At 44.5% G+C, this 22,177-nt stretch carries 21 protein-coding genes and 3 pseudogenes; 11 read left to right on the top strand and 13 right to left on the bottom strand.

The genetic code is table 11. The annotated features are described in order from the left end of the window. Positions 1–356: 356 nt before the first annotated feature. A complete protein-coding gene (locus tag ACWGXJ_RS12995; RefSeq protein ID WP_452566911.1) occupies positions 357–2,411 on the top strand; it encodes a stalk domain-containing protein in 2,055 nt (684 codons plus the stop codon). 86 nt (positions 2,412–2,497) lie between these two features. On the opposite strand, the gene ACWGXJ_RS12990 is transcribed toward ACWGXJ_RS12995, so the two are convergent. From ACWGXJ_RS12990 to ACWGXJ_RS12970, 5 genes are all read right to left on the bottom strand, one after another. After that, on the bottom strand, positions 2,498–2,674 hold the full coding sequence (locus ACWGXJ_RS12990) for an aldo/keto reductase (protein WP_250261262.1): 177 nt from the start codon (positions 2,672–2,674) through the stop codon (positions 2,498–2,500). Further along, positions 2,631–2,816 (bottom strand): hypothetical protein, encoded by a 186-nt coding sequence (locus ACWGXJ_RS12985; protein ID WP_452567958.1) that lies wholly within the window; start codon positions 2,814–2,816, stop codon positions 2,631–2,633. Before ACWGXJ_RS12985 ends, ACWGXJ_RS12990 begins: the two co-directional genes overlap by 44 nt. 112 nt (positions 2,817–2,928) lie before the next feature. After that, positions 2,929–3,141: a hypothetical protein gene (locus ACWGXJ_RS12980; protein ID WP_452566910.1), complete on the bottom strand. Its 213-nt coding sequence runs from the start codon at positions 3,139–3,141 to the stop codon at positions 2,929–2,931. Positions 3,142–3,153: 12 nt separating this feature from the next. Continuing rightward, positions 3,154–3,294: a MerR family DNA-binding transcriptional regulator gene (locus ACWGXJ_RS12975; protein WP_452567902.1), complete on the bottom strand. Its 141-nt coding sequence runs from the start codon at positions 3,292–3,294 to the stop codon at positions 3,154–3,156. Between the two features lie 56 nt (positions 3,295–3,350). Continuing rightward, entirely contained in the window at positions 3,351–3,539 is a 189-nt protein-coding gene (locus tag ACWGXJ_RS12970; RefSeq protein WP_452567901.1) for a helix-turn-helix domain-containing protein, read from the bottom strand. A gap of 284 nt (positions 3,540–3,823) precedes the next feature. Here ACWGXJ_RS12970 and ACWGXJ_RS12965 point away from each other — a divergent pair, with 284 nt between their 5' ends. After that, positions 3,824–3,997, top strand: coding sequence for a hypothetical protein (locus ACWGXJ_RS12965; protein WP_452566909.1), 174 nt, complete (start codon positions 3,824–3,826; stop codon positions 3,995–3,997). A gap of 211 nt (positions 3,998–4,208) precedes the next feature. On the opposite strand, the gene ACWGXJ_RS12960 is transcribed toward ACWGXJ_RS12965, so the two are convergent. The 5 genes from ACWGXJ_RS12960 to ACWGXJ_RS12940 are packed head-to-tail and all read right to left on the bottom strand — an operon-like array spanning position 4,209 to position 8,485. After that, positions 4,209–5,597 (bottom strand): HAMP domain-containing sensor histidine kinase, encoded by a 1,389-nt coding sequence (locus ACWGXJ_RS12960; protein WP_452566908.1) that lies wholly within the window; start codon positions 5,595–5,597, stop codon positions 4,209–4,211. After that, complete coding sequence (locus tag ACWGXJ_RS12955; protein ID WP_452566907.1) at positions 5,588–6,247, bottom strand: response regulator transcription factor; 660 nt, start codon at positions 6,245–6,247, stop codon at positions 5,588–5,590. The genes ACWGXJ_RS12960 and ACWGXJ_RS12955 overlap by 10 nt, the downstream gene beginning before the upstream one ends. A 37-nt stretch (positions 6,248–6,284) precedes the next feature. After that, complete coding sequence (locus ACWGXJ_RS12950) at positions 6,285–7,043, bottom strand: lantibiotic immunity ABC transporter MutG family permease subunit (RefSeq protein ID WP_452566906.1); 759 nt, start codon at positions 7,041–7,043, stop codon at positions 6,285–6,287. Between the two features lies 1 nt (position 7,044). Then, positions 7,045–7,776, bottom strand: a complete 732-nt coding sequence (locus tag ACWGXJ_RS12945; protein ID WP_452566905.1) for a lantibiotic immunity ABC transporter MutE/EpiE family permease subunit — start codon at positions 7,774–7,776, stop codon at positions 7,045–7,047. Between the two features lies 1 nt (position 7,777). Beyond that, entirely contained in the window at positions 7,778–8,485 is a 708-nt protein-coding gene (locus tag ACWGXJ_RS12940) for a lantibiotic protection ABC transporter ATP-binding protein (RefSeq protein WP_069289620.1), read from the bottom strand. A gap of 149 nt (positions 8,486–8,634) precedes the next feature. Here ACWGXJ_RS12940 and ACWGXJ_RS12935 point away from each other — a divergent pair, with 149 nt between their 5' ends. After that, positions 8,635–9,762 carry an NAD(P)/FAD-dependent oxidoreductase gene (locus ACWGXJ_RS12935; RefSeq protein ID WP_452566904.1) on the top strand — a complete coding sequence of 376 codons (1,128 nt, stop codon included), beginning with the start codon at positions 8,635–8,637 and terminating at the stop codon, positions 9,760–9,762. An 81-nt stretch (positions 9,763–9,843) separates the two neighbouring features. On the opposite strand, the gene ACWGXJ_RS12930 is transcribed toward ACWGXJ_RS12935, so the two are convergent. Then, complete coding sequence (locus ACWGXJ_RS12930) at positions 9,844–10,710, bottom strand: MurR/RpiR family transcriptional regulator (protein ID WP_452567900.1); 867 nt, start codon at positions 10,708–10,710, stop codon at positions 9,844–9,846. Between the two features lie 182 nt (positions 10,711–10,892). On the opposite strand from ACWGXJ_RS12930, the pseudogene ACWGXJ_RS12925 reads away from it, so the two are divergent. Then, positions 10,893–11,912, top strand: a pseudogene (locus tag ACWGXJ_RS12925) (Gfo/Idh/MocA family oxidoreductase). A gap of 1 nt (position 11,913) precedes the next feature. After that, positions 11,914–12,939, top strand: coding sequence for a Gfo/Idh/MocA family protein (locus ACWGXJ_RS12920; RefSeq protein ID WP_452566903.1), 1,026 nt, complete (start codon positions 11,914–11,916; stop codon positions 12,937–12,939). Positions 12,940–13,122: 183 nt separating this feature from the next. On the opposite strand, the pseudogene ACWGXJ_RS12915 reads toward ACWGXJ_RS12920, so the two are convergent. Then, positions 13,123–13,617 (bottom strand): annotated as a pseudogene (locus ACWGXJ_RS12915) (helix-turn-helix domain-containing protein); the annotation flags it as partial. A gap of 199 nt (positions 13,618–13,816) precedes the next feature. Here ACWGXJ_RS12915 and ACWGXJ_RS12910 point away from each other — a divergent pair. After that, positions 13,817–14,633: pseudogene (locus tag ACWGXJ_RS12910) on the top strand (aldo/keto reductase); the annotation flags it as partial. Positions 14,634–14,658: 25 nt separating this feature from the next. Here ACWGXJ_RS12910 and ACWGXJ_RS12905 read toward each other — a convergent pair. After that, complete coding sequence (locus ACWGXJ_RS12905) at positions 14,659–16,893, bottom strand: alpha-galactosidase (RefSeq protein ID WP_452566902.1); 2,235 nt, start codon at positions 16,891–16,893, stop codon at positions 14,659–14,661. 244 nt (positions 16,894–17,137) lie between these two features. Here ACWGXJ_RS12905 and ACWGXJ_RS12900 point away from each other — a divergent pair, with 244 nt between their 5' ends. The 5 genes from ACWGXJ_RS12900 (at position 17,138) to ACWGXJ_RS12880 (ending at position 22,137) form a co-directional block, all read left to right on the top strand. Continuing rightward, positions 17,138–17,977 carry an AraC family transcriptional regulator gene (locus tag ACWGXJ_RS12900; protein WP_452566901.1) on the top strand — a complete coding sequence of 280 codons (840 nt, stop codon included), beginning with the start codon at positions 17,138–17,140 and terminating at the stop codon, positions 17,975–17,977. 137 nt (positions 17,978–18,114) lie between these two features. After that, positions 18,115–18,972 carry a GRP family sugar transporter gene (locus ACWGXJ_RS12895; RefSeq protein WP_254349579.1) on the top strand — a complete coding sequence of 286 codons (858 nt, stop codon included), beginning with the start codon at positions 18,115–18,117 and terminating at the stop codon, positions 18,970–18,972. 119 nt (positions 18,973–19,091) lie between these two features. Next, positions 19,092–20,147 carry a LacI family DNA-binding transcriptional regulator gene (locus tag ACWGXJ_RS12890; RefSeq protein ID WP_250268437.1) on the top strand — a complete coding sequence of 352 codons (1,056 nt, stop codon included), beginning with the start codon at positions 19,092–19,094 and terminating at the stop codon, positions 20,145–20,147. Positions 20,148–20,199: 52 nt separating this feature from the next. Then, the gene (locus ACWGXJ_RS12885; protein WP_322160987.1) at positions 20,200–21,372 is read left to right on the top strand and encodes a Gfo/Idh/MocA family protein; all 1,173 of its coding nucleotides are present in this window, start codon (positions 20,200–20,202) and stop codon (positions 21,370–21,372) included. Positions 21,373–21,408: 36 nt separating this feature from the next. Then, positions 21,409–22,137 carry a ThuA domain-containing protein gene (locus tag ACWGXJ_RS12880; RefSeq protein WP_254325582.1) on the top strand — a complete coding sequence of 243 codons (729 nt, stop codon included), beginning with the start codon at positions 21,409–21,411 and terminating at the stop codon, positions 22,135–22,137. Positions 22,138–22,177 lie beyond the last annotated feature (40 nt).

Here is a 22,177-nt window from a genome sequence, read left to right as displayed (position 1 = left end):
CTTCATTTCGTTGCTTCCAACGTCCCACAGCTTAGCGTGCTCGGAAACGATAATCGTAATTTCGTTTAAATTGTTGAAACAAACAATGGGGCTTAGAAAGATGGCTTGGAGTAAGAAAAAACACTAAGCTGGTGTAGTTCGAAGGCTTAGCATATATTGTTTGCGCGACCCCTATCTGTAAAAATGCTAGTGTGAAGCCTAAACATTTTGTATGGAAATTCCGATAACAGTTAAATGAATGTCTGTACATTTTAGTGTGAATTTTAAAAGCTGGATTGCAGCAGAAGGGTTTGTAAGCTTGACTTATTAGTTTTGACAAATAAAATTTCCATACTGGTACAAGGAGAGCATAGATTATGAATAAAAAACGTTTGCGTCAATGGATGGCTCCGTTCGCAACGGCTACACTGATTTTGAATACGGGATATGGCATTTTGGCACCCGATGCAGTGGCTAGCGCGTTGTCGACTGAAAGGCATAACTCAAATCCGACAGGCCTGAATACAGCACAGTTACATACCAAATTAGCAACCGCTCAAGGCCGTCATGTGCCTGTTACTTCGGGCACGAAAGTGACTACGTTAACAAAAGGTTATAGCCAGAATACCTATCTTAACCAAATGCTAAAAGTAATGTCGAGTCAAATGGTTACTGCGAATATCGCACCGGCAGAGGTCGGCAATCTGACAGCGGTTCCTACAGAAACAACAAAAGTAAATTTGTCCTGGACCAATCCGTCGGACATTAATTTTGACCACATAAAAGTGGTAAATGTCACTAACGCTGTATATGTAGATAACATTCGAAGTAACTCTTATATGATGAGCGGTTTACAGCCGAACACGACATATACCTTTCGCGTGAAAACGGTGAATAGGAGTGGAGATGAATCTCTAGGTACGCCAATACAGGCTAAAACGGCTTCCGTTGATGGTCCTGTGGATAAGACACCCCCAGGAGAGGTAAGCGGGCTGACAGCTACGAATGTAGGATATAACGCTTTTACCGTAAATTACATATTGCCTAAGGATGCTGACCTGAGCCAAGCGATCATCTATTTAAATGGTAAGGAAGTGCAGCGAACTACAGGGACGTCCTATTCATTCAGTGGATTGATTGCTTCCACAAACTATACAGTACTGGTCAAGACTATTGACAAATCCGGCAACATATCTGGAGGAATCAGTATTCCGGTTACGACCTCAGCGCTCACCGTTGATACAGTGCCCGAAGTGACAGGAGCTTCAGTGACATCAGTTAATAACTATAGCGTTACTGTTTCCTGGACAAGACCTAGCGGAATTAATACGGTCAGTCTGTATAAGGATGGGCAACTGGTAACTGATTCAACAGGATCATCCTATACATTCAACAATCTTTCGGCAAGCCAGACCTACACGTTCACGATTAGGTCCAAGCGAAGCACAGGTGCATTGTCCTCTGGTGTGAGATTGACTGCCACAACGGACAGTACGTCCTCCAATTCGTCAGAAGTGTCCAATCTTGAAGTAGATAGTAAGAGCGACACCTGGATCAAAATCACCTACGATATGCCGAGTAAAGCCGACAAGGTAAAGATATATGTTGATGGTGATTATGAGGGAACTACAAGCTCTGAGTCCTATAAAATAACGGATTTGCGAGAAGGACGCTGGTATGAGATTAAGGTCGTGACTGTCAATAGTAATGGAAGAGAATCTAGTGGTGTTAAGATATCAGAACGCACGGATTCGGATGGTTACTACTCTTCTTCGTCATCTAGTTCATCGAACTATGAGAAAGCGAGAGATTTGATGCGAATTGCAGAAAACAGTCTGAATGCCTCCGATTGGCGTTCTGCCAGAGATGCAATCAGTGATCTGCCGAGCGGAACCCGTAAAAGTGATTTGCTGGATCGGTTAGAAGCTATTCGCAATAGAGCAATTGGGACCAGTAGTTCATCATCCGGGACGAGTTCTACTACAACAACAACTTCTGGTACAACGTCCTCCTACCCTAACAATGCGGTTTCCTCATATTCAACTTCGTTCACCCTGACACCAGGAGCTAAATCAGCTTATGTCGATGGTCGTGCTACGACGATGGCTCAGGCTCCGCGAATCATAAATGGGGCGACGATGGTCCCGCTGCGCTTTATCAGTGAACGGATAGGTTACGAGGTAAATTATGAAAAAGCGACCAAAAAGATCATTCTGACTCGACCTACAGACGGCAAACAAGTAGTGCTTCAGGTCAAGAATTCTACCCTTGCCGTGTATGAGTTGAACAACTCCCGGAGTTATTCGACGAACATCACAGCTCCGGTTATTGTTAACGGCTACACGCTGGTTCCATTACGAGTGATTAGCGAGCTTTCGGGGTATCAGGTGAACTATAATACTGCATCCAAACAAATTACGATTACAAAATAAATACTTCTGCAAAAAAGGGTTCTAAAGTTTTCACTTTAGAACCCTTTCTGTGTATTAGGAAGTGTATGTAGAACAATGACAATCTGTTACTCTGTAAACAAGTTATTTTGATTGAAAAGAATATCGAGTTGCTTAAGCTCGCCACTTGTTAGTCGAACACCCAGAGTTTGAAGATTGGACTCGATTTGATCAGGCTTGGTTGCACCTGGAATAATTAGATCAACGGCTGAACGCGTTAATAGCCAAGCTAGCGCCTTTTGCAAGGGTAGTTCTAATTAATTGTCGGCTTAGAGTATCATCGACTTTTGGATACATCATTGAATTACCTACCACACCTGCTCCAAAACCAAGTTTAAATGCTTTTAATCCTGTTTTTCCTATTGCTATTGCTATTGTATTGTTCATGTTTATAAGCTTCCTTTTGTATGATGTGGAATCCTTGGAGGGAATCTAATGCACATCTTACAACCTGGTGTAAACACTAGGTCAAGCAGAGCAATTCAGTTTTAAAAAAAGATTAAGTTTGGGTCTCAAGCGGCAAAAAGTTATGGCCAAATTTTTGCCCGGTTTGCAATTTCAATTCAATCATATCCTTAATTTCCTGAAGTTCTTGCAGCTGCTGATCTATCTTTTTTTGGTAATTGTAAAGCCTATCATACCATTCATTATTTGATATGTTGCTCTCATCTAATTGAAGCTGGATAATAGGTTTTAACTCCTTCAGCGACATTCCGGCTTTTTTTTAACACTTGATCATTAAAAGTGCCTCTTTGTGTGAATTGTTATATATCCTGTGCCCATTATTTTTGCGGGCCACGGGAGGAAGAAGACCTATTTTCTCATAATACCGTAAGGTATCCTCACTGATTTGGAATTGATCCATAAGTTCTTTCATTTTAAAATTTGTTGTCATCTCTCGTCACCTTCGTAAGGGAATCTTTAACGCTTAATGATATTCGAACAGGCATTAAAACGAAATTCATGCGGGGTCAATCCACATCGTTCCTTGAAGATTCGATAGAAATATTTCATATCATGAATCCCGACTTCAAGTGCGATCGTTTGAACGCGCCAACTAGTATCTAATAGTAAGCTACAACTCTCGTGAATACGAATATCCTGTAGCATTTTTGTATAGGTCATTCCGCTAGCTTTTTTAATTTGCGTTGAAATTGACGTGAGCTAATTAAAAATTGCTTACAAATTTGATCAACCGACAATACTTTGAACACCCTGCTACAACGATGAATACGTTTTCCGAGAATCACATGACTGAAGCTTCCAAATAGAGCAGACATTGTATTCCTTCAAGATGTTGTTAAATGGGGAGAGTATAACTTACCCGAAGGAAGCCATAATCCAAGAAGCGTAGCCCCTTATGTTCTGGAAAATGGAGAGGGCGACCGATTACAATGGCAAACACCATTTCTCGAACATTAAGTGGCAACCAAACCGGAGTTGGTATGATTATCTATATGATGGGAAGCTTTATGGCGGGGGCTATCGGAACGTCTATTCTTGGTTCCGTACTTGATCAAGGAGTACAAAGCAAAATTATAGCATCATCCGTTCAGCAGCACATATAGTAATGCAATAACCCATGTTCCTTATAATAATCGCGAGTCTGTGTCAGGAGTGTTTTCATTTCGATGGCAAAATGATAAAACGCTACTGACCTTCATATGTCAGTAGCGTTTTAAATTGTTTCAATAACAAACGAGGAACAGGTGTGTGCCTTATGAATCGAACCAAGCTTAAGAGCAAATTATTTATTTCGGTAATTTTCTCATTATGTCGCTAATGAACTGACGGAATCTCAATGCTTACCTGTCCGCCGCCTGTCTGGGTGGAGTTGGTGATGATCAGCTTTCCGCCATGTAGATTGACAATGGATTTTGTTATATACAGACCCATACCGTAATGTCCATTTATTCTTCTGGACGAGTCACCCATATAGAACTGCTCGGCGGCCTGTTTGAGGCCTTCTGGAGAGAAGCCTGGGCCTTCGTCTAAGATGCTGAACCGAATGCAGTCTTCCACAGACTCTACGGTCAGCTGGATCTCGCTATATTCAGGCGCCTGATCTACCGCATTAGAAGCAACATTCATAATGGCTCGCTCAAGTAGAACTGGGTCTGCATACAGCGTCTTAGGGAGGTTATATGCAGCGAATGCTACAGATATTTTTTTGACAGCAGCCAAGGCCATTATCTGATCTTTCACTTTCGTTAAATAGAAGTCAGCATCCATCGTTTCCGCCCGCAGGGTGACAAGCGTTTCCGCTTTTGAAATTTCAATAAGAGTCTTAATATACTGCTCCATCTGTCTGGTGCTTTCCGATATATAATCCGTATAGTTCTTTTGCTCTTCGGACTGATCGGTCTCGGACAGCAGCTCTACGTTTCCACGAACGATAGTGAGTGGTGTTTTGACATCGTGTGCTAGGGCGGATATTTGCTCGTGGCGGGATCTTTCGAGATTCCACTGTTTCTGAAGCGAAGTCTTTAACGTTTCTTTCATTTTATCCATGGAATGCAGCACCTGATCGATCTCCATCACGCCACTGAATTCGATTGAGAAGTCCAGATCCTGTGCTTGAATTTGTTTGGTGGCCTGCTGCAACCCACTCATCTTACGTGCCAGCCTTCGTCCGAAGGAGGAAGCCAGCAAGGCACCTCCCCCCAGAAAGGCGATACAGAACACGGCAAAAAAGGACAATTCCGCGTTCGGCAGGTATTGACGCAGGATAGGAAGTTCAAACTGAGCCGAGACAGAATAGCGCATCACAGTAACTTTATCATTATGTGAGACTTTTACATAGTTATAGGGAAATTGATAAGCAGTATCGTTCTGCTGCGTAACACTCCAAGCAGTTTGAGCCTGCTTTTCAGAAAGGTTTCCCTCATTGAGGCGGCCTTCCGAAGTGAATGATGCGTATTTATACAGTTTCTGCCGAGAATCCGGCTGTAGGGTCTTGCCAGCTTCAATGATTGTCTTGTCCTCCCGCACCTGATTCTCAGCATAGTTCGCGGGGAGAATGGTCCCCCAAGACATCAGGACATAGAAGATGAGAACCAGGAACAGAGCGAGCGCAATCGTCCCGATACAGAACATAACTAAATAACCCAGAAAAATGGTTCGTAGTTTGGTTGTCTTGCGTGCTTGCTGTACTTTGGTTACTTCCATCGGTACCCGATCCCCCAAACCGTCTCCACTGGCGAAACCTCTACTTTGCCAAGCTTGGCTCGGATATTTTTAATATGCTCCACGATGGTGGCGGAATCGCTGTCCCCATCCAAGCCGAAGACAGCTTCGTAAATCTGCTCTTTAGAGAACACCTGTCCCCAGTTCAGGGCTAGAAACTTACATATCTCATATTCGCTTTTGGTAAACGGGACTACAACATTCTGAACGGTGATTTCCTTACCGGACAGATTGAAATGAACTTCCCCGATGCAGAATACATTACGCCGTTCACGATTCTCCCGTCTGAGATGGGCGTTGATTCTTGCGCGCAACTCTCCAGCACCAAACGGCTTGACAATATAATCGTCAGCCCCTTCCCCAAGCCCTAACATCACATCGTTCTCCATGGATTTTGCGGTGAGGAACAGGATCGGGCAGTCTATTTTGCTTCGAATTTCCCGACAGAGTGTGAACCCGTCCATGGTAGGCATCATCACGTCAAGCAGGATGAGGTCAAAGGCTCCAAGCTGCATGGTGAGAACCTGTGGGGAGTCGGAGACCACCGTGACAACATGGCCATCTTTCTGCAAAATATTTTGAAGGAGTGCCAAAACGGCGGGTTCATCATCAACGGCCAACAAGTTTGCCATGCTTAATTCACTTCCCTTGCTTTCTTTACTCTGGTCTTTATTCCGACGAATTGTGTCCTTCCCAACGACAAGTCCATAATCCTAATAATACCATGATGACTACGGTCCCTACTACGCAATAGCTGACTCCCGAATCAAGCCGTATAGCTTCAGGAATAGATACTGCTGAGTTTATATCGTATTGCACCCAGATCGTGATGAACCGGGCAGCCCAAGCAGAGGGGATGAATATCCAATTATGATCACCCAGCCCTGTAAGAAGCAAAGCGGACAATAGACTCTCCATAATGCCTAGACCGATGGAAGCTCCCTTGCCGAACCGCAAACTAATGAAAAAATGCAGAAAATAGTGGAATACACTGGACATAAACAGAATGCAGGCAGCCAACACATAAAACTTCAAGCCATACGGTGACTCTCTCATAAGATATATATAGCCAGCCCCAAAGCCTCCGGAGGCAAGCAGCACACTGCCAAATCCCAAGATCAGGAGCAGGCTGAGCTTGCTCAGGAAAGGTAGCAGCTTCACTGGCGAGATCAATAGCTGCTGGAAATTGCCAGCGACTGCCTCCTGCTCAACAGCAATGGAGCAGACAATACCAATCATGGTAGGAAGAACCACGGCTAGAACCTGTAAATAGCCGTCCACCTTTGAAATCGGTGAATACGGAGTAAAGGAATAGTAGGCTAGAAAGATTGCTATGCCTAAAAGCGGCACAAACAGCTGCACAAGCAGTAAGGGCTGCCTTCTAAGTTTAAGCATATCGGATTTCAGATAGCGGAAAAAAGAAATCATCTTATTTAGCCTCCCGCTTGTGGAAGGACATCGCCGTCAGTATCGACAGAATTATAAACAGGCAGATTGTGATCACTAGGCCGGGCACAATCACGCCTTTATCCAAAAGCGGATCTCCTGAAGGAACGGCAAGCCCATTAGGTAGCACTTTAATGACGGCGCACATTAATCGGGCTGGAATAGCATAAGGGACCGCCCACCACACAGAGGACGTAGCGAACAAAATGGTGCAAGATACGTTGCCCAGCATGTTAATAATTAGAGTGGCAAACATGCCTATTCGGTCCGTCAGGAACAGGCAAAGTGGAACTTGCCACAAAAAGGTGATGAAGAGGATTAGAGTTGCAGCAACGCTTCCTGCTAGTGTTACAGAAGTTGAGAATACGAATCCGCCAAGAGTTATCCCTATAAATAGGACAATAAAGGAAACTATTAAGAGTCTTACGCAAACCCCGATTTTACCGTACCATACCTGAGCCAAATCTACAGCCATGCCGAGGACAGCACGGTATTTCAGCTTCTTGCCATCCTTTTGGATCACTCCTGAGCACATTAAGGTGAGGGTACCTGGCAGCAGCATGAAATACCACCAATTGTAGCTGGCGCTTTGGAGCATACGTCCCCCCATGAGTACGGTACACAGAAGAAGAGTAGCGATGGGGGCAAGCCAGACCAACTTTTTTGTGAAGGTGAGCTTTAATTTTAGATGTTCGGCGGCTATATATTGCTGCATCCTACTCATCCCCTTTTCGGTATTCCTGTGCAATCTGCATGAACAACGATTCCAGGTTTTGCCCTGGAGTGACCGCCTCTTGATAAGCTAATACGCCGCCGGCAATGATACCGACATGGTCAACGATTTGTTCGACTTCAGATAAAATATGGCTGGAAAGAATTACGGTAATTCCTTGCTTCGGGAAGGAGCGAATCAACTCGCGTTGCTCCTGAATACCAATGGGGTCTAGTCCGTTGGTTGGCTCATCTAAGATCAATAGCTTGGGATGATTTAGGAGAGCAATGGCAATGCCCAGCCGCTGTTTCATACCCATCGAGAACTGGCCAGAGCGCTTTTTCCCGGTATGGGTCAAATCAACCATGTTCAGCACTTCATCAATCTGCGAATCAGGCAATCCGAGCAACGTTGTACGAACTTTGAGGTTCTCTCTAGCTGTCAAATTTTCATAGAGTGGAGGGGATTCGATCAGTGCGCCGATCTGAGCAAGATCTTTTCGGGACCAGGGTTTTCCTTGAAATAAAATCTCACCGGATGTCGGGCGTAGCATACCGGTTAACATTTTCAAGGTGGTTGATTTTCCAGCCCCATTTGGGCCAAGTAATCCATAGACGGAATTCTCCTGAATAGACAGTGTGACGTTGTTCACCGCCTGTTGTCGTCCGAAGGTTTTGCAGAGATTTTTAGTCTGTAAAATAATGTTATCCATATCAGTTCATCCTTTTCATTTGTTCTGACAACTACTTTAAAGATCAATTCTAAGAACTTTATAAGGATTTAAAATATTAATTTCAAACTTTATGCATTCATGCACTATTCGCTATAATGGATACAGTGATGTAGGAAAGGGACGTAATTATGAAGAAGGTCATCGTAATCGGATCAGGAATTCTGGGGGCATCGACAGCATACCATCTAGCAAAAATGGGTGCTAATGTCATTATTGTAGATCGTAAAGATAAAGGACAGGCTACTGATGCCGCTGCTGGCATTATCTGTCCCTGGCTATCACAGCGACGCAATCAGGCTTGGTACCAGCTAGCCAAAGCGGGAGCACGTTTTTACCCTGGGTTGATTGAAGAACTCAAAAGCGAGGGAGAAACAGAAACTGGCTATGCTCAAGTGGGGGCTCTCAGTATTCATGATGATTTGGAGAAAATCAAAAAAATGGAGAAGCGGGCACACTTACGACAAGCGGATGCACCGGAAATCGGTGAAATTACCCGGCTAAATGAAAAAGAAACCCATGAACGGTTTCCTTTGTTAGTAGAAGGTTATCATTCTGTTCATATTAGCGGTGCCGCCCGAATAGATGGGCGTGCGCTGCGGGATGCGTTGGTCCGATCAGCACAAAAAAACGGGGCGGTCCTTATACAAGGAAATGCTACACTTCAATATGAGTCCGACCATGTAACGGGAGTAGTGGTCGGTGCAGAAAGCTTCTCGTCTGATAAGGTCATTGTTTGTGCAGGTGCATGGGCAAATCAACTACTGTTGCCTTTGGGCATTCATTTTAAGGTTAGTTATCAAAAAGCACAAATTATGCATTTGCAGGTTCCTAATAGGCAAGACACAGGCACTTGGCCTGTAGTCATACCGCCTTCTGATCAATATCTGCTGGCTTTTGATAAACAGAAGATCGTAATAGGGGCGACTCACGAAAATGAAATCGAAGGTTACGATACGAGAGTAACAGCAGGGGGGATGCAGGAAATTCTGGATAAAGGTTTAGAATTGGCCCCTGATTTAGCAAACAGCACTTTTCAGGAGGTAAGAGTTGGTTTCCGTCCTTTTACACCCGGTTTTCTACCAGTGATCGGAGCTGTTCCAGGCTGGGATGGTCTTATAGCGGCCAATGGGCTTGGAGCATCCGGGTTGACCATGGGCCCCTTTATTGGAAATCAGCTGGCAAAGTTGGCACTTGGAATGAATGTAGATATCGATATCAATGATTATGATATTCGAAAAGCAATAGATGAAAGTTGAGCCTTGACTGAGGAGAACAATATATATACTTACTGAAAAAGTCGCCATATTGGCGACTTTTTGTTTTAGTGCATATTTATTTTATACGTCATTCATCATGTCATTGAGATGCGCATTCTCCAACGATTGTGTTAGGGTTTGCATGTTTTTCAAGTAGTCGATTTTATAGATACAGGAATAGATCACATTTAGTACATAGTCAAAAGCAATTTGCGACGAAAATGTACCAATCTTGGCATGTTTTACTTCATCATTAGGTACCTGGATACAGATATTACTGAGTTTGGCCAATTCACTTTGATTGGTTGCTGTAATTGTGATAAAAGGGATATTTTCATGTGCGAAATGCCGTGCTGCTTTTAAAAAAATCGGCGACTTTCCGTGGTAAGTTAAAAACACAGCGCAGTCCTGTGTCGTAAGATTAGCCGTATGGTAAGCCCATTCAGACAGCTCCGTAGCTATAACCACATACTTGTTTATTTTTACCAATTTATTTTGGAAACTTTTCGCACGGATTTGTGAATCGCCCAACGCATATATAAAGATCCTTTTCGCTTGATTCAGCAATAGGGCTGTTTGCGACAATGAATCATCATCCATGAATGTAAAGTTTTTTTCAATCGTTTCTTTCATTAATTCTGCAATTTCTTTCGCCACTTGAAGTGGGGATTCATCATAACCGAAGGGATAGTTGGGGTCTACATTGGAAATGTTCTGGGTGTTCTGCTGAAACTCCCGAGCAAGTTTGATTATAAACTCCTTGAAGCCCGATAGCCCAAGTTTATGTGTTAATCGATTAATTGCGGAATGCGAAGTATACGTTGCCTTTGCAAGCTCCTGAATATTTAAGTGCAGGATACTTTCCTTATGAAGCAAAATATAGGATGCTATGCTTTTTTCGTTTGGTGTAAAGTTTTGCATTTCTGATAATTGTATCAGTATTTTCAACAGGTTCACCCCGGCTCAATTGAATAAAACGTTCGAAAAATAATATGAAATAAACATTTTGTTTAAAAATAAACAACCATTTTTAAAAATAATCGGTTGAATGTACCATTTTGGTGGCGAATCCTTTACGATCAACGTTCTTCTTTTATAATAAATGAAAAAGAGCTTAAGGGGGAAATAATATGCTTACCATCGGTTATATTGGAAATGGGAAAAGCACGAACCGTTATCATCTTCCTTTTTCATTGAACAGAGCTGCATAGAAAGTGAAGACGATATATGCCCGTAATCTAGATAAAAGGGGATGGAAAAAAATCCCTGAAGTGCTGTATACAGATAATATAGAATCTTTAATGAACGATAAGGAGATTCAGTTGATTGTTATCTGTACACCTGTAGAATCCCACTACTCTTATGCGAAAATGGCGCTAGACCACGGGAAAAATGTACTTGTTGAGAAACCTTTTATGTTAACCAAAGAAGAAGCCGTGTCGATCTTCCAATATGCTAAAGAGAAAAATCTGGTTATACAATGCTATCAGAATAGACGTTACGATTCGGATTTCCTCACTACCCAGAAGGTTATTGAATCAGGAATGCTTGGAGATTTACTGGAGGTGGAGATGCATTACGATTATTATCGCCCTGAGATCCCAAACTCCACTTCTCATTTTTCCAGATATAACAGTTACCTATATGGACATGGCGTTCATACCATTGACCAGGTTCTTTCCTATTTTGGAAAGCCGGACACAATCCATTATGATGTTCGTCAATTGCTGGGTACTGGGAGAATGAATGATTACTTTGATCTGGATTTTTATTATCCCTCGCTCAAGGTATCCATCAAATCCAGCTTTTTTCGCTTAAAAGAGCGGCCGGGTTTTGTTGTATACGGCAAAAAAGGCGTTTTTATAAAGCAAACGAAGGATCGTCAGGAGGAGCATCTGAAATTATACTATCTGCCTAAGGGACACTCCGATTTCGGCATCGACCAGCCCGAGCATTACGGCATCTTAACATATCTGGATGATAAAGGCGAGTATCATGAAGAAAAAGTCGTTTCTGAAAAGGGAGACTATGCTCGAGTATATGACGATATCTATCAGTCGATCGTACTTGGTAAAGAAAAAGTGATTAAAGATGAAGAGACGATAATTTGTATGGAAATACTTGAAAAAGCTATAGAGGAGTGCAACTAAAATGAAGTTGGGAATTGTCGGAGCAGGGATGATCGTAGGGGATCTATTGAGCTTTATTCAGGATATCCCGACTATTTTATTAAAGGCAATTTGTTCTAGACCTAGTCATGAGGAAAAATTACTGAATTGGCAACATAGATATGGAATCTCTCAGATTTATTCGGATTACAGCGAGATGCTGATGAATCGTGAAGTGGATACAGTTTATATCGGGCTGCCTAATCATCTTCATTATTCATATGCCAAAGAAGCATTATTGAGTGGCAAACATGTCATTTGTGAGAAGCCGTTTACTTCCAATTTGCAAGAATTCCTAGAGCTAAAAGAAATTGCTCAGCAAAGAAAACTGATATTGGTGGAAGCCATAACAAATCAATATTTGAAAAATTATTTGTCCATGAAGGAGTATCTACCTAAACTTGGTGAGATCAAAATCGTTGAATGCAACTATTCTCAATACTCATCTCGGTATGAAGCTTTCAAAGCGGGAATAATCCAGCCTGCGTTTAATCCAGAAATGTCTGGTGGAGCCTTGATGGATATTAATTTATATAATATTCATTTTGTTGTTGGATTCTTCGGGAGCCCTAAGAAAGTGGAGTATTGGGCGAACATGGAGCGTGGAATTGATACTTCAGGTATGCTGCTGCTTGATTATGGTGATTTCAAGTGTGTCTGCATCGGTTCAAAAGATAGTACGGCCCCCAATGCCGTGAACATTCAAGGCAATAAGGGCTATATACACATGGCAAGTTCAGCTAATATATGCGACTGCTTTGATTACACTGCGAATAAGGAAATGCCAATTCGGGTGGATCTAAAAGATCATTCGCATCGAATGTATGACGAATTCGTTGAATTTGACCGTATCATCCGAGAAAACGATTTGGAAAAAGTTTCGGATATGCTTAAACATAGTGAAATGGTTATGAAGGTCATCGAGGAGGCCAAGCAGTCCGCCAATCTTGTATTTGGCCCTGATCCACTTACACTGTGTCCAACCCCTAAATTTCTAAATGATAATTGAATGTTTTAACTTATATGTCTATTAATGAAGAAATCAAGCGTATTTATCAATGGCAAGCATTCTGTATCAGCCATTTCTGCTAAGGAGGAGCGGGCACACTCGCTGCGAAGTTAAACGAAGCATACCGAAAAAGGTACGGCCCAAGGCCGTCTTTTTTTCTTCTTCACCGATCGGTACAGATACTCAGTCATTCATGACCTGGTCGTATTTTTCCTTCAATCGCTTAATATCCGCTCTTGGAGGAGCCCCAAACATTCGGGAGTATTCGCGGCTGAATTGGGAGGAACTCTCGTATCCGACCCTGAAAGCGATGTCTGCGGCGTCCGCCGATTCAGCTAATAAGAGGCGGCGGGCTTCCTGGAGTCTCAGCTGTTTTTGGAACTGAATTGGGCTCATGGCGGTTACCTCTTTAAAATGCCGATGGAACGAAGAAACACTCATGCTGGCGGTGTCTGCAAGATCTTCGATCCGAAAAGACTGGTCCCAATTCCGGACAATATAGTCAATAGCTTCTCGGATTCGATAGGTGCTGCTTCCTTCGACTGCAATCTGAGCCAATTCGACTCCATAAGGTCCCTGCAACAGCCTATATAAAATCTCCTTCGTGTAAAGAGGAGCGAGAAACGGAATTTCTCCCGGGGTGTCCAGCAGACGGGCAAGCCTAGAATCAAGCAAGGGGGAGGAGATGAATTATTTGAATCGTTGGTTTAGGAACTTATTAGTTCAAAGGCTTATCACATTAATAGAGTTTGAAGAGCATGAATGTTTTAAACAAATGTATAATAGCTCTCTTGATAGGATCGTAAGCCAATTAACTAAAGAAAAATAATGAACATTTATCATTCATTACAAACCCTCCTACTAGATAAAGAAAAAATACGGACCTTACACGAATGAAGAACTCTTGGGCGAAGCTCTTCTGCCTGTTCGAGATCAAGTCGTGATTGCCACGAAGTTCGGCTTCAATATCCAGGATGGCAAGCAGTACGGGATGAACAGTCGCCCTGAGCATATCAAGAAAGTTGCCCGAAGAATCGCTTAGTCGGCTCAAGATTGAAGCCATCGACCTGTACTATCAGCACCGGGTCGATCCAGATGTGCCGATCGAAGAAGTAGCGGGAGCCGTGCAAGATCTGATCCAGGAAGGAAAGGTGAAGCACTGGGGATTGTCTGAAGCAGGAGTGAAGACCATTCGTTGGGCACACGCGGTTCAGCCACTCACTGCAATTCAGAGTGAATATTCCCTGTGGTGGAGACGCCCCGAAGAGGAACTCCTCCCTCCCTAGAGGAGCTCGGTATTGGCTTCGTTCCGTTCAGTCCTTTGGGCAAGGGGTACCTGACGGGGAGTTTTAATGCAAATACGACATTCAATCATGGCGACTTGCGTAGCGTTCTTCCACGTTTTACTCCAGAAGCACTGGAGGGCAATCAGGTGCTGGTCGACCTGCTTAATGAGATGGCTGAGCAGTTAAAAGCAACGCCAGCCCAAATCGCACTCGCCTGGCTGCTAGCCCAGAAGCCGTGGATCGTTCCAATCCCGGGCACACGAAAATTACCGTCTGGAAGAAAATCTAGGCGCAGTAGACATTGAACTCACATCCAAAGATGTGCGCAATATTAACAGCGCAGCCTCGCAGATCACTTTGATGGGCGCCGGATATACGGAGGAATTGGAGAGAAGAACGAGTCTTTGATCTAATTCTTCAAGTCATAATCCAATCATGAGGAAATCTCTTTTGTTAAAGTAAATAATTGAGATGAGAAATCGTATTTCTCCGCAATATTAAAATCCTGTCCCGCCTTATGAGGCGGGGTGAGTATAAGTCCAATGTTCATTAACTCGCTGCCGGTAAAACGTTGGCCCAGCTCTTCCACAAAATATACTGCCATTTCGTCCAGCCCGACTAACTTTAATCGTAAATAAGCTTGATTCGGACGCGAGAGCACCTGGTACCAACCGACGAGAGCATGCTCACATTCTGCATCAATGACCATCCAGGCAGTCTCATTTTTTTCAAAGGGACTTAGCAGACGGTAAAAGGTTCCCTGTGTAATTAATCGTCGGTGACGTTTATACACTTGTATTTGTTTTTTAATTACATTGCACTCTTCTTCGGACAAAGCCAATGGGTCAAGTTCATAACCGAATATACCAAAGTAGGCGACATTGGATCTGGTTTGCAGCGGTGCGGTTCTGCCTACCTGGTGGTTCGGGATGGTTGACACATGAGCCCCCATGCTGCTAAGCGGATAGGCCATGGATGTACCATACTGAATCTTCAGACGTTCTATAGCCTCACTATCGTCGCTTGTCCATGTTTGCGGAGCATAATAAAGCATCCCTGGGTCAAACCGTCCTCCACCGGAAGCACAGGACTCAAACAAAATCTCAGGATGTTCGGTAATCAGCTTCTCATATAAAGCATATACACCCAAGACATAGCGGTGAAAAAATTCGCCCTGTCTTTCCTTGCCCAGAGATAACGAATAGGCTTCTGAAATACAGCGATTCATATCCCATTTTACGTATTCGATCCGAGCAGAAGAGAGCACGTCATTCATTAACTTAAACAGGTAATCCACAACAGGCGGTTGGGAATAATCAAGAACATATTGATGGCGTCCATGCTTGCGTTGACGGCCGGGTGTTCCCACAACCCAGTCTGGATGCTCCCTCATAATATGAGAGTCGGAGTTAACCATTTCCGGCTCGAACCAAAGACCGAATTTCATCCCGAGCGCATTGATCTTCTTTGCCAAATTCGAGATCCCGTTCGGTAGCTTTTCAGGATTTTCAAACCAGTCACCGAGGGAAGAGGTATCATTGTTTCTTCGACCGAACCATCCGTCATCCAAGACAAAGAGTTCAATCCCCAGTTCACCTGCTTTTTTTGCCATATCAACTATTTTCTGCTCAGTAAAATCAAAATAGGTCCCCTCCCAGTTATTGATCAATACAGGTCGTTCCCGCTCGGTCCAACTGCTGCGAATTAAGTGTTGATTGTACAGGCTATGGTATGCTTGGCTCATGCCATTTAAACCGCTCTCAGAATAGACCAGAACTGCTTCAGGCGAATAAAAACATTTTCCTGGCTTCAGGGTCCAGCAGAATTTGTCAGGATGAATGCCGATCATCAATCGGGTAGTTGAATAGCTGTCCACTTCCGCCTGAGCAAGAAAGTTCCCGCTGTAAACGAGATTAACCGCATATACTTCTCCTTGGTGTTCCTGTGATCCGGGTTTGGCAAGCGCCAGAAATGGGTTGTGAACATGACTACTAATTCCTCGTGTGCTCCCAATCGACTGTAGCCCAGGTCTCAATGGTGTACGCTCCACATGACGTTCCCTACCCCAAGCCCCTGATAAATGAATAATTTCATATTCGGAGTCAGGGAGATCAAGACTCAGACTCATTAGACGGTTGACTCTCAGGGGATTATTCCCGGAATTCGTTATGGATACGGATCTCGTGATCACGGGCAGTTCGCTGAAGATGGTGTAAGCAAGCACGGCCACCGCTCCTGTAAGAGAATCGGTCAGCGTTATGAGGAGTGTCTCTGCTTCATGTGCTTCCTTACAAAACGTAGCTGGAAGATGGGGGATTTTAGGCTTCCCAGTGATTACCTCGTAACGATCATAAGTGAACTCCATTATATGAGATCCGTCCTCCTGTATGATCTCAATTGCTGGCTCTCGAAAATCTCCACTTCCCGCAGAAGGAAATTCCTGCTTAATACTTTCCAACGATGTCACCAAGTCACTATCAAACTCACCGACAGACACGGGACGGTAGCTTCGCTCGGTAAAACGGTCATATTGACCCAGGTACTCTATTTTTTTGCCGTAATATAAATGCTCCAATTGCCCGTTCTCCATGACACGGAAAAGATAACTGCAGTATTTGTTCGTTAAGTGAAATGTCCGTTCCTTTTGGTTAACTTGTAGACTAGCCATGTACATAGCCCCCTTCAAAATATGTCGAAGCACTTGAAAGCGTTATTATTGAATCAGCATAACAAAGGTAGTGATAGAAAATACATGACTTTTTTTAAGTCGAATATAGGAAAAACAAAGAACCTTACAAAAAAACTATAGTTTAGAGCTAAACCTTTTCTGGATATTTGTCATCCTTAACTTATGCTATACTGATAAATTAACAAGCATAGGTTCTTTATTTGGGAAAGTGGGAAGGATGCCAATGGGCGAGAATATGATTCAATATGTTGATACGTATACCAGTTCAGAGCATAAAAATATATCAGATTTGATTTTATATAACTGTGGCACAGAGCTCTGCTTATCCAATCAGGATTTTGGACCCATCGCCCGCGATTTTAATCTGGTTCATTTTGTGCTAAAAGGACGAGGTAGGTTGGTGATTGACAACAAAAATTACGATATAGGAGAAGGACAGGCTTTTTTAATTCCAGCCAATAGGGTAGCTTATTACCAGGCGGATGAAGCCGAGCCTTGGGAGTACTGTTGGGTCGGCTTTATGGGCATTAAATCCGACATCTACCTGCAGAACATATCACTTCCAAACCAGAACCCTTATGTAATCGATATTGAAGATATTACGTTCTTTCATTCCACGATTCTTGAGATGTTGCGGATCGGAGATAACACACTTTCTTCATCGTTGGCTATACAGGGGTATTTATTCCATATTCTCGCCAAACTTGTGCACGACTTGGGAGAAACGATGTCGGTAAAGGAGCAGCTTCCTTATTCGGTTCAAGCGATAAACTTTATTGAGAAAAACTACATCAGCGGCATCCAGATTAGTGAAGTAGCGGAGTACCTCGGTCTACATCAGAATTATCTGACCTCCGTTTTCAAACTTGAGACTGGTGAAACGCCTAAACAATATCTGATAGACCTTAGGATTAAAAAAGCGTGTGAACTGCTGCAACATACAGACTATTCGATTCAGGTCATATCAAATTCGGTCGGCTATACCGATCAATTGACCTTTTCGCGAGCTTTTAGAAATATAATGAGTATATCTCCCAGTGCGTATAGAAAACAATTTCTTTGATTTTGCTATATTAATCTATAAAAATATTTGTATTTAGAAGCGGTTTTTTTTGCTATCGTAAAACTGTAGTTTTTTTCCTGCATAGCTTATTTAACAATTGTAGGAAGAGTACTTTTTACGAGAGGAGAATTCCGCGCGTGGATTTCATTATTGCTTTTATTCCAGCCGTTGGCTGGGGAGTTATGCCGATATTGGCACATATAACAAAAGCCAGTCCCCGAGAACAGCTGACAGGTACCGTTATTGGTGCTGTGCTGTTTGCCCTGTGCTTGTATATCATTCACCCTACCTCATTAGCACCGATTCATTTTGTGGTAAGTTTTATATCTGGTATTTTCTGGGCTGCTGGACAATTGCTTCAGTTTCAAGCTTTTCAAAAAGTAAGCGTATCGATCGCCATTCCTGTGATTTGTGGTCTGCAGTTGATAGGGACGACGCTATTTGCCGCACTTATTTTGGGTGAATGGATAACAGGGTACCAATATGGGATAGGCGTTGGTTCTCTTCTGTGTATATTGGCAGGGGTTCTGTTAACCAGCTATCAGGGCAAGTCTGCTGGGTTGTCCAAGCCTTTGCCGGTACCCATTATCATAATGTTGGTTTGCTCGGGGTTAGCGTTAAGTAGTTATGTCGTTATTAATCAGTTCTTTCATATATCGGGACTATCCGTCATTCTGCCGCAATCGCTCGGTATGCTATGCTCAGCCATGGTCATGAACCTGAAGGGCAAAAAGCGGCTACGATTCTCTCTGGTGGTTCGCAATTTACCTACAGGATTGGTTTGGAGCATCGCGAATCTAGCATTATTTATTTCCAACGGGCTGATCGGCATGGCGGCTAGTTTTCCAATCTCTCAAGCGAGCATTGCGATTGCTTGTGTTGGCAGCATTTTAATATTTAAGGAAAAGAAGAGTCCAAAGGAATGGATAGGCATACTTGCGGGAATTACAGTACTTATGATTGGAGTAGGAATGATTAGCTTGCTCAAGCCTTAAGGAATCGAGACCCTTTCCTTTGAGTAACGAAAAGAGCTTATCCATCTATGGGGTACGCTTTTTGGGGATTGACAGAGGTATGGCTGCATGAGAAAATGTACGCGCGTACATAAAATGATTTGGAGGTGGGTAATATCGTTTCGCGCAAGGAAGTAGCAGAACTTTCCGGCGTGTCTGAAGCGACGGTATCTCGGGTCTTGAATGCAGTAGGTCCTATCAAAGAGGATACGCGGAGAAGGGTTCTGGACGCAGCTAATCAGCTTGGATATGTACCCAGTGCGCTGGCTCGTAACTTTGCCCGAAGTAAGAGTGGCCATCTTGGTGTAGTTATGCCTTATGTCCCGAAGGCGCACCTGTTCTCAGCCTATTTTTTCTCTGAGATGCTGAGCGGTATCGGAAACAAGGCCAGAGACAGCGGGCTCGATCTGCTTCTATTGTTCCGAAAGCCGGGGGAACGGATTGATTACAGTAGTCTTTTCCGCCAGCAAAGAATCGATACCTGTATCATCCTTGGAGCCAGGGATGACCACGATGAGGAGGAAGCTCTAAAGAGACTTCAGGAAGAAGGACGTCCGTTCTGCGTCATGAATCACCATTTTGAAGGGCAATCGTTCTGTGAAGTGGATGCAGACCATGTAGAAGGCAGCCGGGCGGCTGTAAGTCACCTCATCGAGCAGGGATACAAACGGATTGCCTTTCTCAACGGCCCGGACATCTATTCCAACAGTACTGAGCGATTGAAGGGTTACCGTAACGCGCTTCAGGAGGCCGGTATTGAATATGACCACGATCTACTTCTGGAAGGCAATTACAGCCGTCGAAGCGGGCTCGAAGCCTCAGCTACAATCGCAGACAAATTGAATGATATTGATGCTGTATTTGCGGCGAACGACCGGATGGCCCTAGGGGTAATGCAGGGTCTCCGTGAGCGCGGACTGGCAGCAGACCGGTTTCCGGCGTTTGTAGGCTATGACGATTCGGATGCGGCTGAGATGGCTGTTCCGCCGCTAAGCAGTGTCCGCGTACCTTTTTATGAGATGGGGGAGCTTGCAGCCTCGAAGCTTATACCCGATTCTCTGAATCTTATTCCAGCCCTGGAACTAACCGGGCGCGACTCGATAAGAGAACTCCTGTCCACAGAGCTGATTATCAGGGCGTCATCCATTCGTCCATAACACCATTCGTCAAAAATTCGTTGAAACTCAGACCCATAAGGAGGATCACGACATGTCTAATCGTCTTCGTATCGGAATGGTTGGCTACAAATTTATGGGCAAGGCTCACAGCAACGCTTACCGTAGTCTACCTATGTTCTTCCCAGATGCCCCGCTGCAGCCAGAGATGTCCGTTATCTGTGGACGCAACGAGCAGGGGGTTCAGGCAGCTGCCCGCCAGTACGGCTGGACCGAAAGTGTTACGGATTGGCGTGATCTAGTGAAACGTAACGATATTGACCTCATTGACATTAACGCCCCGAGTAATGCCCATAAGGAAATTGTCGTTGAGGCAGCCCTCCATGGCAAGCATCTATTCTGTGAGAAGCCACTTGCGCTCTCGCTGGCGGATTCACGTGACATGCTGCAGGTAGCAGAGGAAGCAGGGATCAGACATATGGTAGGCTTCAACTACCGTTTTTCTCCGGCTGTCCAGCTGGCTAAGCAGCTAGTCGAGAGCGGACGCCTAGGCAAAATTTATCATTTCCGTGCCTTCTTCCTTCAAGACTGGATCATGGACCCGTCCTTCCCCCTGGTATGGCGGCTGCAAAAAGAAGTGGCCGGTTCTGGCTCTCATGGTGATCTTGGCGCCCATCTGATTGATCTCGCTCGCTTCTTGGTCGGCGAGTTCCATGAAGTGATCGGCATGAGCGAGACATTCATCAAACAGCGCCCGTTGGCTTTGGAGATGAGCGGGTTGAGCTCCAAAAGGAGCGCTGAAGCAAATGCTCCGATGGGAGAAGTGACAGTCGATGATGCCACGTTGTTCCTGGCACGCTTCGCCGGAGGAGCGTTGGGCAGCTTCGAAGCCACACGTTTTGCTGCCGGACATCGGAGCACAAATTCATTCGAGATCAACGGTAGCATAGGCAGTGTACGGTTTGACTTTGAACGAATGAACGAACTGGAAGTGTATTTCACACAGGATGAGGAGGACGTTCAGGGCTTTCGCCGCGTACTCGCCACCGATCCGGCACACAAGTACTCCGAAGCCTGGTGGCCTGCAGGACATACGATTGGATTCGAACATACCTTCACCCATGAGATGCTTGAGATGTTGAGTGCCATCTCTGAAGGACGGCAACCGTCGCCGAATTTCCACGACGGTGTTGCTTGTCAGGCTGTGCTTGAAGCGGTAGAACGATCCATAGAGGAACGCCGCTGGGTATCCATTGAAGAAATGTAGTATAACAATACATTCCGAAAGGTGAGTGGATTACAGATGCGCAAGGCACTGATTGTATGGGGTGGATGGAACGGACATGAGCCGGAGCAGGTGGCGGCCATTTTTGAACGCATTTTGAAGGAAGAGCAGTTCGAGGTGGAGGTGTCTAATACCCTGGAAGCCTACCAGGATGCTGAGAAACTGCTTGACCTGGACCTGATCGTTCCAATGTGGACCATGGGACAGATTGAGCAGGAACTGGTCAATAATGTTTCAGCTGCGGTTCAAAGCGGCGTAGGTCTCACAGGCTGCCATGGCGGCATGTGTGATGCCTTCCGGAACAACGTGGACTGGCAGTTTATGACAGGCGGGCAATGGGTGGCGCATCCCGGCAATGACGGCGTAGAGTACATGGTGAACATGAAGCGCGGCTCCAGCCCACTTCTAGACCATATTGAGGATTTTCAGGTCAAAAGCGAGCAGTATTACCTCCACGTAGACCCGGCAGTTGAAGTGTTGGCAACCACACGCTTTCCGATCGTACCAGGCCCCCATTCAGCCAATGGGCCAGTGGATATGCCCGTTGTATGGACGAAGCGCTGGGGGAACGGCCGCGTCTTCTACAATTCGCTGGGCCATCACGCAGATATCATAGATATGCCTCAAGTGACCGAGATGATGCGCAGCGGGTTTCTGTGGGCAGCAGCAGGCAAACAGGCGGTGGCCACCCGGGGCAACTCTCTGGCAGAGGCTTATACAGGCATGACAGACAACCAACAGCGGTAATAAAAGAATGCCATTATCCATTTTTTCTGAAGAAGAAGGG

Source organism: Paenibacillus sp. S33 (genome assembly GCF_053615415.1).
Note: the sequence above shows the minus strand (reverse complement) of the source record. Positions and strands in the feature narration are given on the sequence as shown.

What these genes read in the sequence shown, in the direction of transcription:
- ACWGXJ_RS12995 (WP_452566911.1), top strand. Translation starts at nt 357, where the DNA reads ATGAATAAAAAACGTTTGCGTCAATGGATGGCTCCGTTCGCAACGGCT.
- ACWGXJ_RS12985 (WP_452567958.1), bottom strand. Translation starts at nt 2,816, where the DNA reads ATGAACAATACAATAGCAATAGCAATAGGAAAAACAGGATTAAAAGCA.
- ACWGXJ_RS12980 (WP_452566910.1), bottom strand. Translation starts at nt 3,141, where the DNA reads ATGTCGCTGAAGGAGTTAAAACCTATTATCCAGCTTCAATTAGATGAG.
- ACWGXJ_RS12975 (WP_452567902.1), bottom strand. Translation starts at nt 3,294, where the DNA reads ATGGATCAATTCCAAATCAGTGAGGATACCTTACGGTATTATGAGAAA.
- ACWGXJ_RS12970 (WP_452567901.1), bottom strand. Translation starts at nt 3,539, where the DNA reads ATGCTACAGGATATTCGTATTCACGAGAGTTGTAGCTTACTATTAGAT.
- ACWGXJ_RS12965 (WP_452566909.1), top strand. Translation starts at nt 3,824, where the DNA reads ATGGCAAACACCATTTCTCGAACATTAAGTGGCAACCAAACCGGAGTT.
- ACWGXJ_RS12960 (WP_452566908.1), bottom strand. Translation starts at nt 5,597, where the DNA reads ATGGAAGTAACCAAAGTACAGCAAGCACGCAAGACAACCAAACTACGA.
- ACWGXJ_RS12955 (WP_452566907.1), bottom strand. Translation starts at nt 6,247, where the DNA reads ATGGCAAACTTGTTGGCCGTTGATGATGAACCCGCCGTTTTGGCACTC.
- ACWGXJ_RS12950 (WP_452566906.1), bottom strand. Translation starts at nt 7,043, where the DNA reads ATGATTTCTTTTTTCCGCTATCTGAAATCCGATATGCTTAAACTTAGA.
- ACWGXJ_RS12945 (WP_452566905.1), bottom strand. Translation starts at nt 7,776, where the DNA reads ATGCAGCAATATATAGCCGCCGAACATCTAAAATTAAAGCTCACCTTC.
- ACWGXJ_RS12940 (WP_069289620.1), bottom strand. Translation starts at nt 8,485, where the DNA reads ATGGATAACATTATTTTACAGACTAAAAATCTCTGCAAAACCTTCGGA.
- ACWGXJ_RS12935 (WP_452566904.1), top strand. Translation starts at nt 8,635, where the DNA reads ATGAAGAAGGTCATCGTAATCGGATCAGGAATTCTGGGGGCATCGACA.
- ACWGXJ_RS12920 (WP_452566903.1), top strand. Translation starts at nt 11,914, where the DNA reads ATGAAGTTGGGAATTGTCGGAGCAGGGATGATCGTAGGGGATCTATTG.
- ACWGXJ_RS12905 (WP_452566902.1), bottom strand. Translation starts at nt 16,893, where the DNA reads ATGGCTAGTCTACAAGTTAACCAAAAGGAACGGACATTTCACTTAACG.
- ACWGXJ_RS12900 (WP_452566901.1), top strand. Translation starts at nt 17,138, where the DNA reads ATGGGCGAGAATATGATTCAATATGTTGATACGTATACCAGTTCAGAG.
- ACWGXJ_RS12885 (WP_322160987.1), top strand. Translation starts at nt 20,200, where the DNA reads ATGTCTAATCGTCTTCGTATCGGAATGGTTGGCTACAAATTTATGGGC.
- ACWGXJ_RS12880 (WP_254325582.1), top strand. Translation starts at nt 21,409, where the DNA reads ATGCGCAAGGCACTGATTGTATGGGGTGGATGGAACGGACATGAGCCG.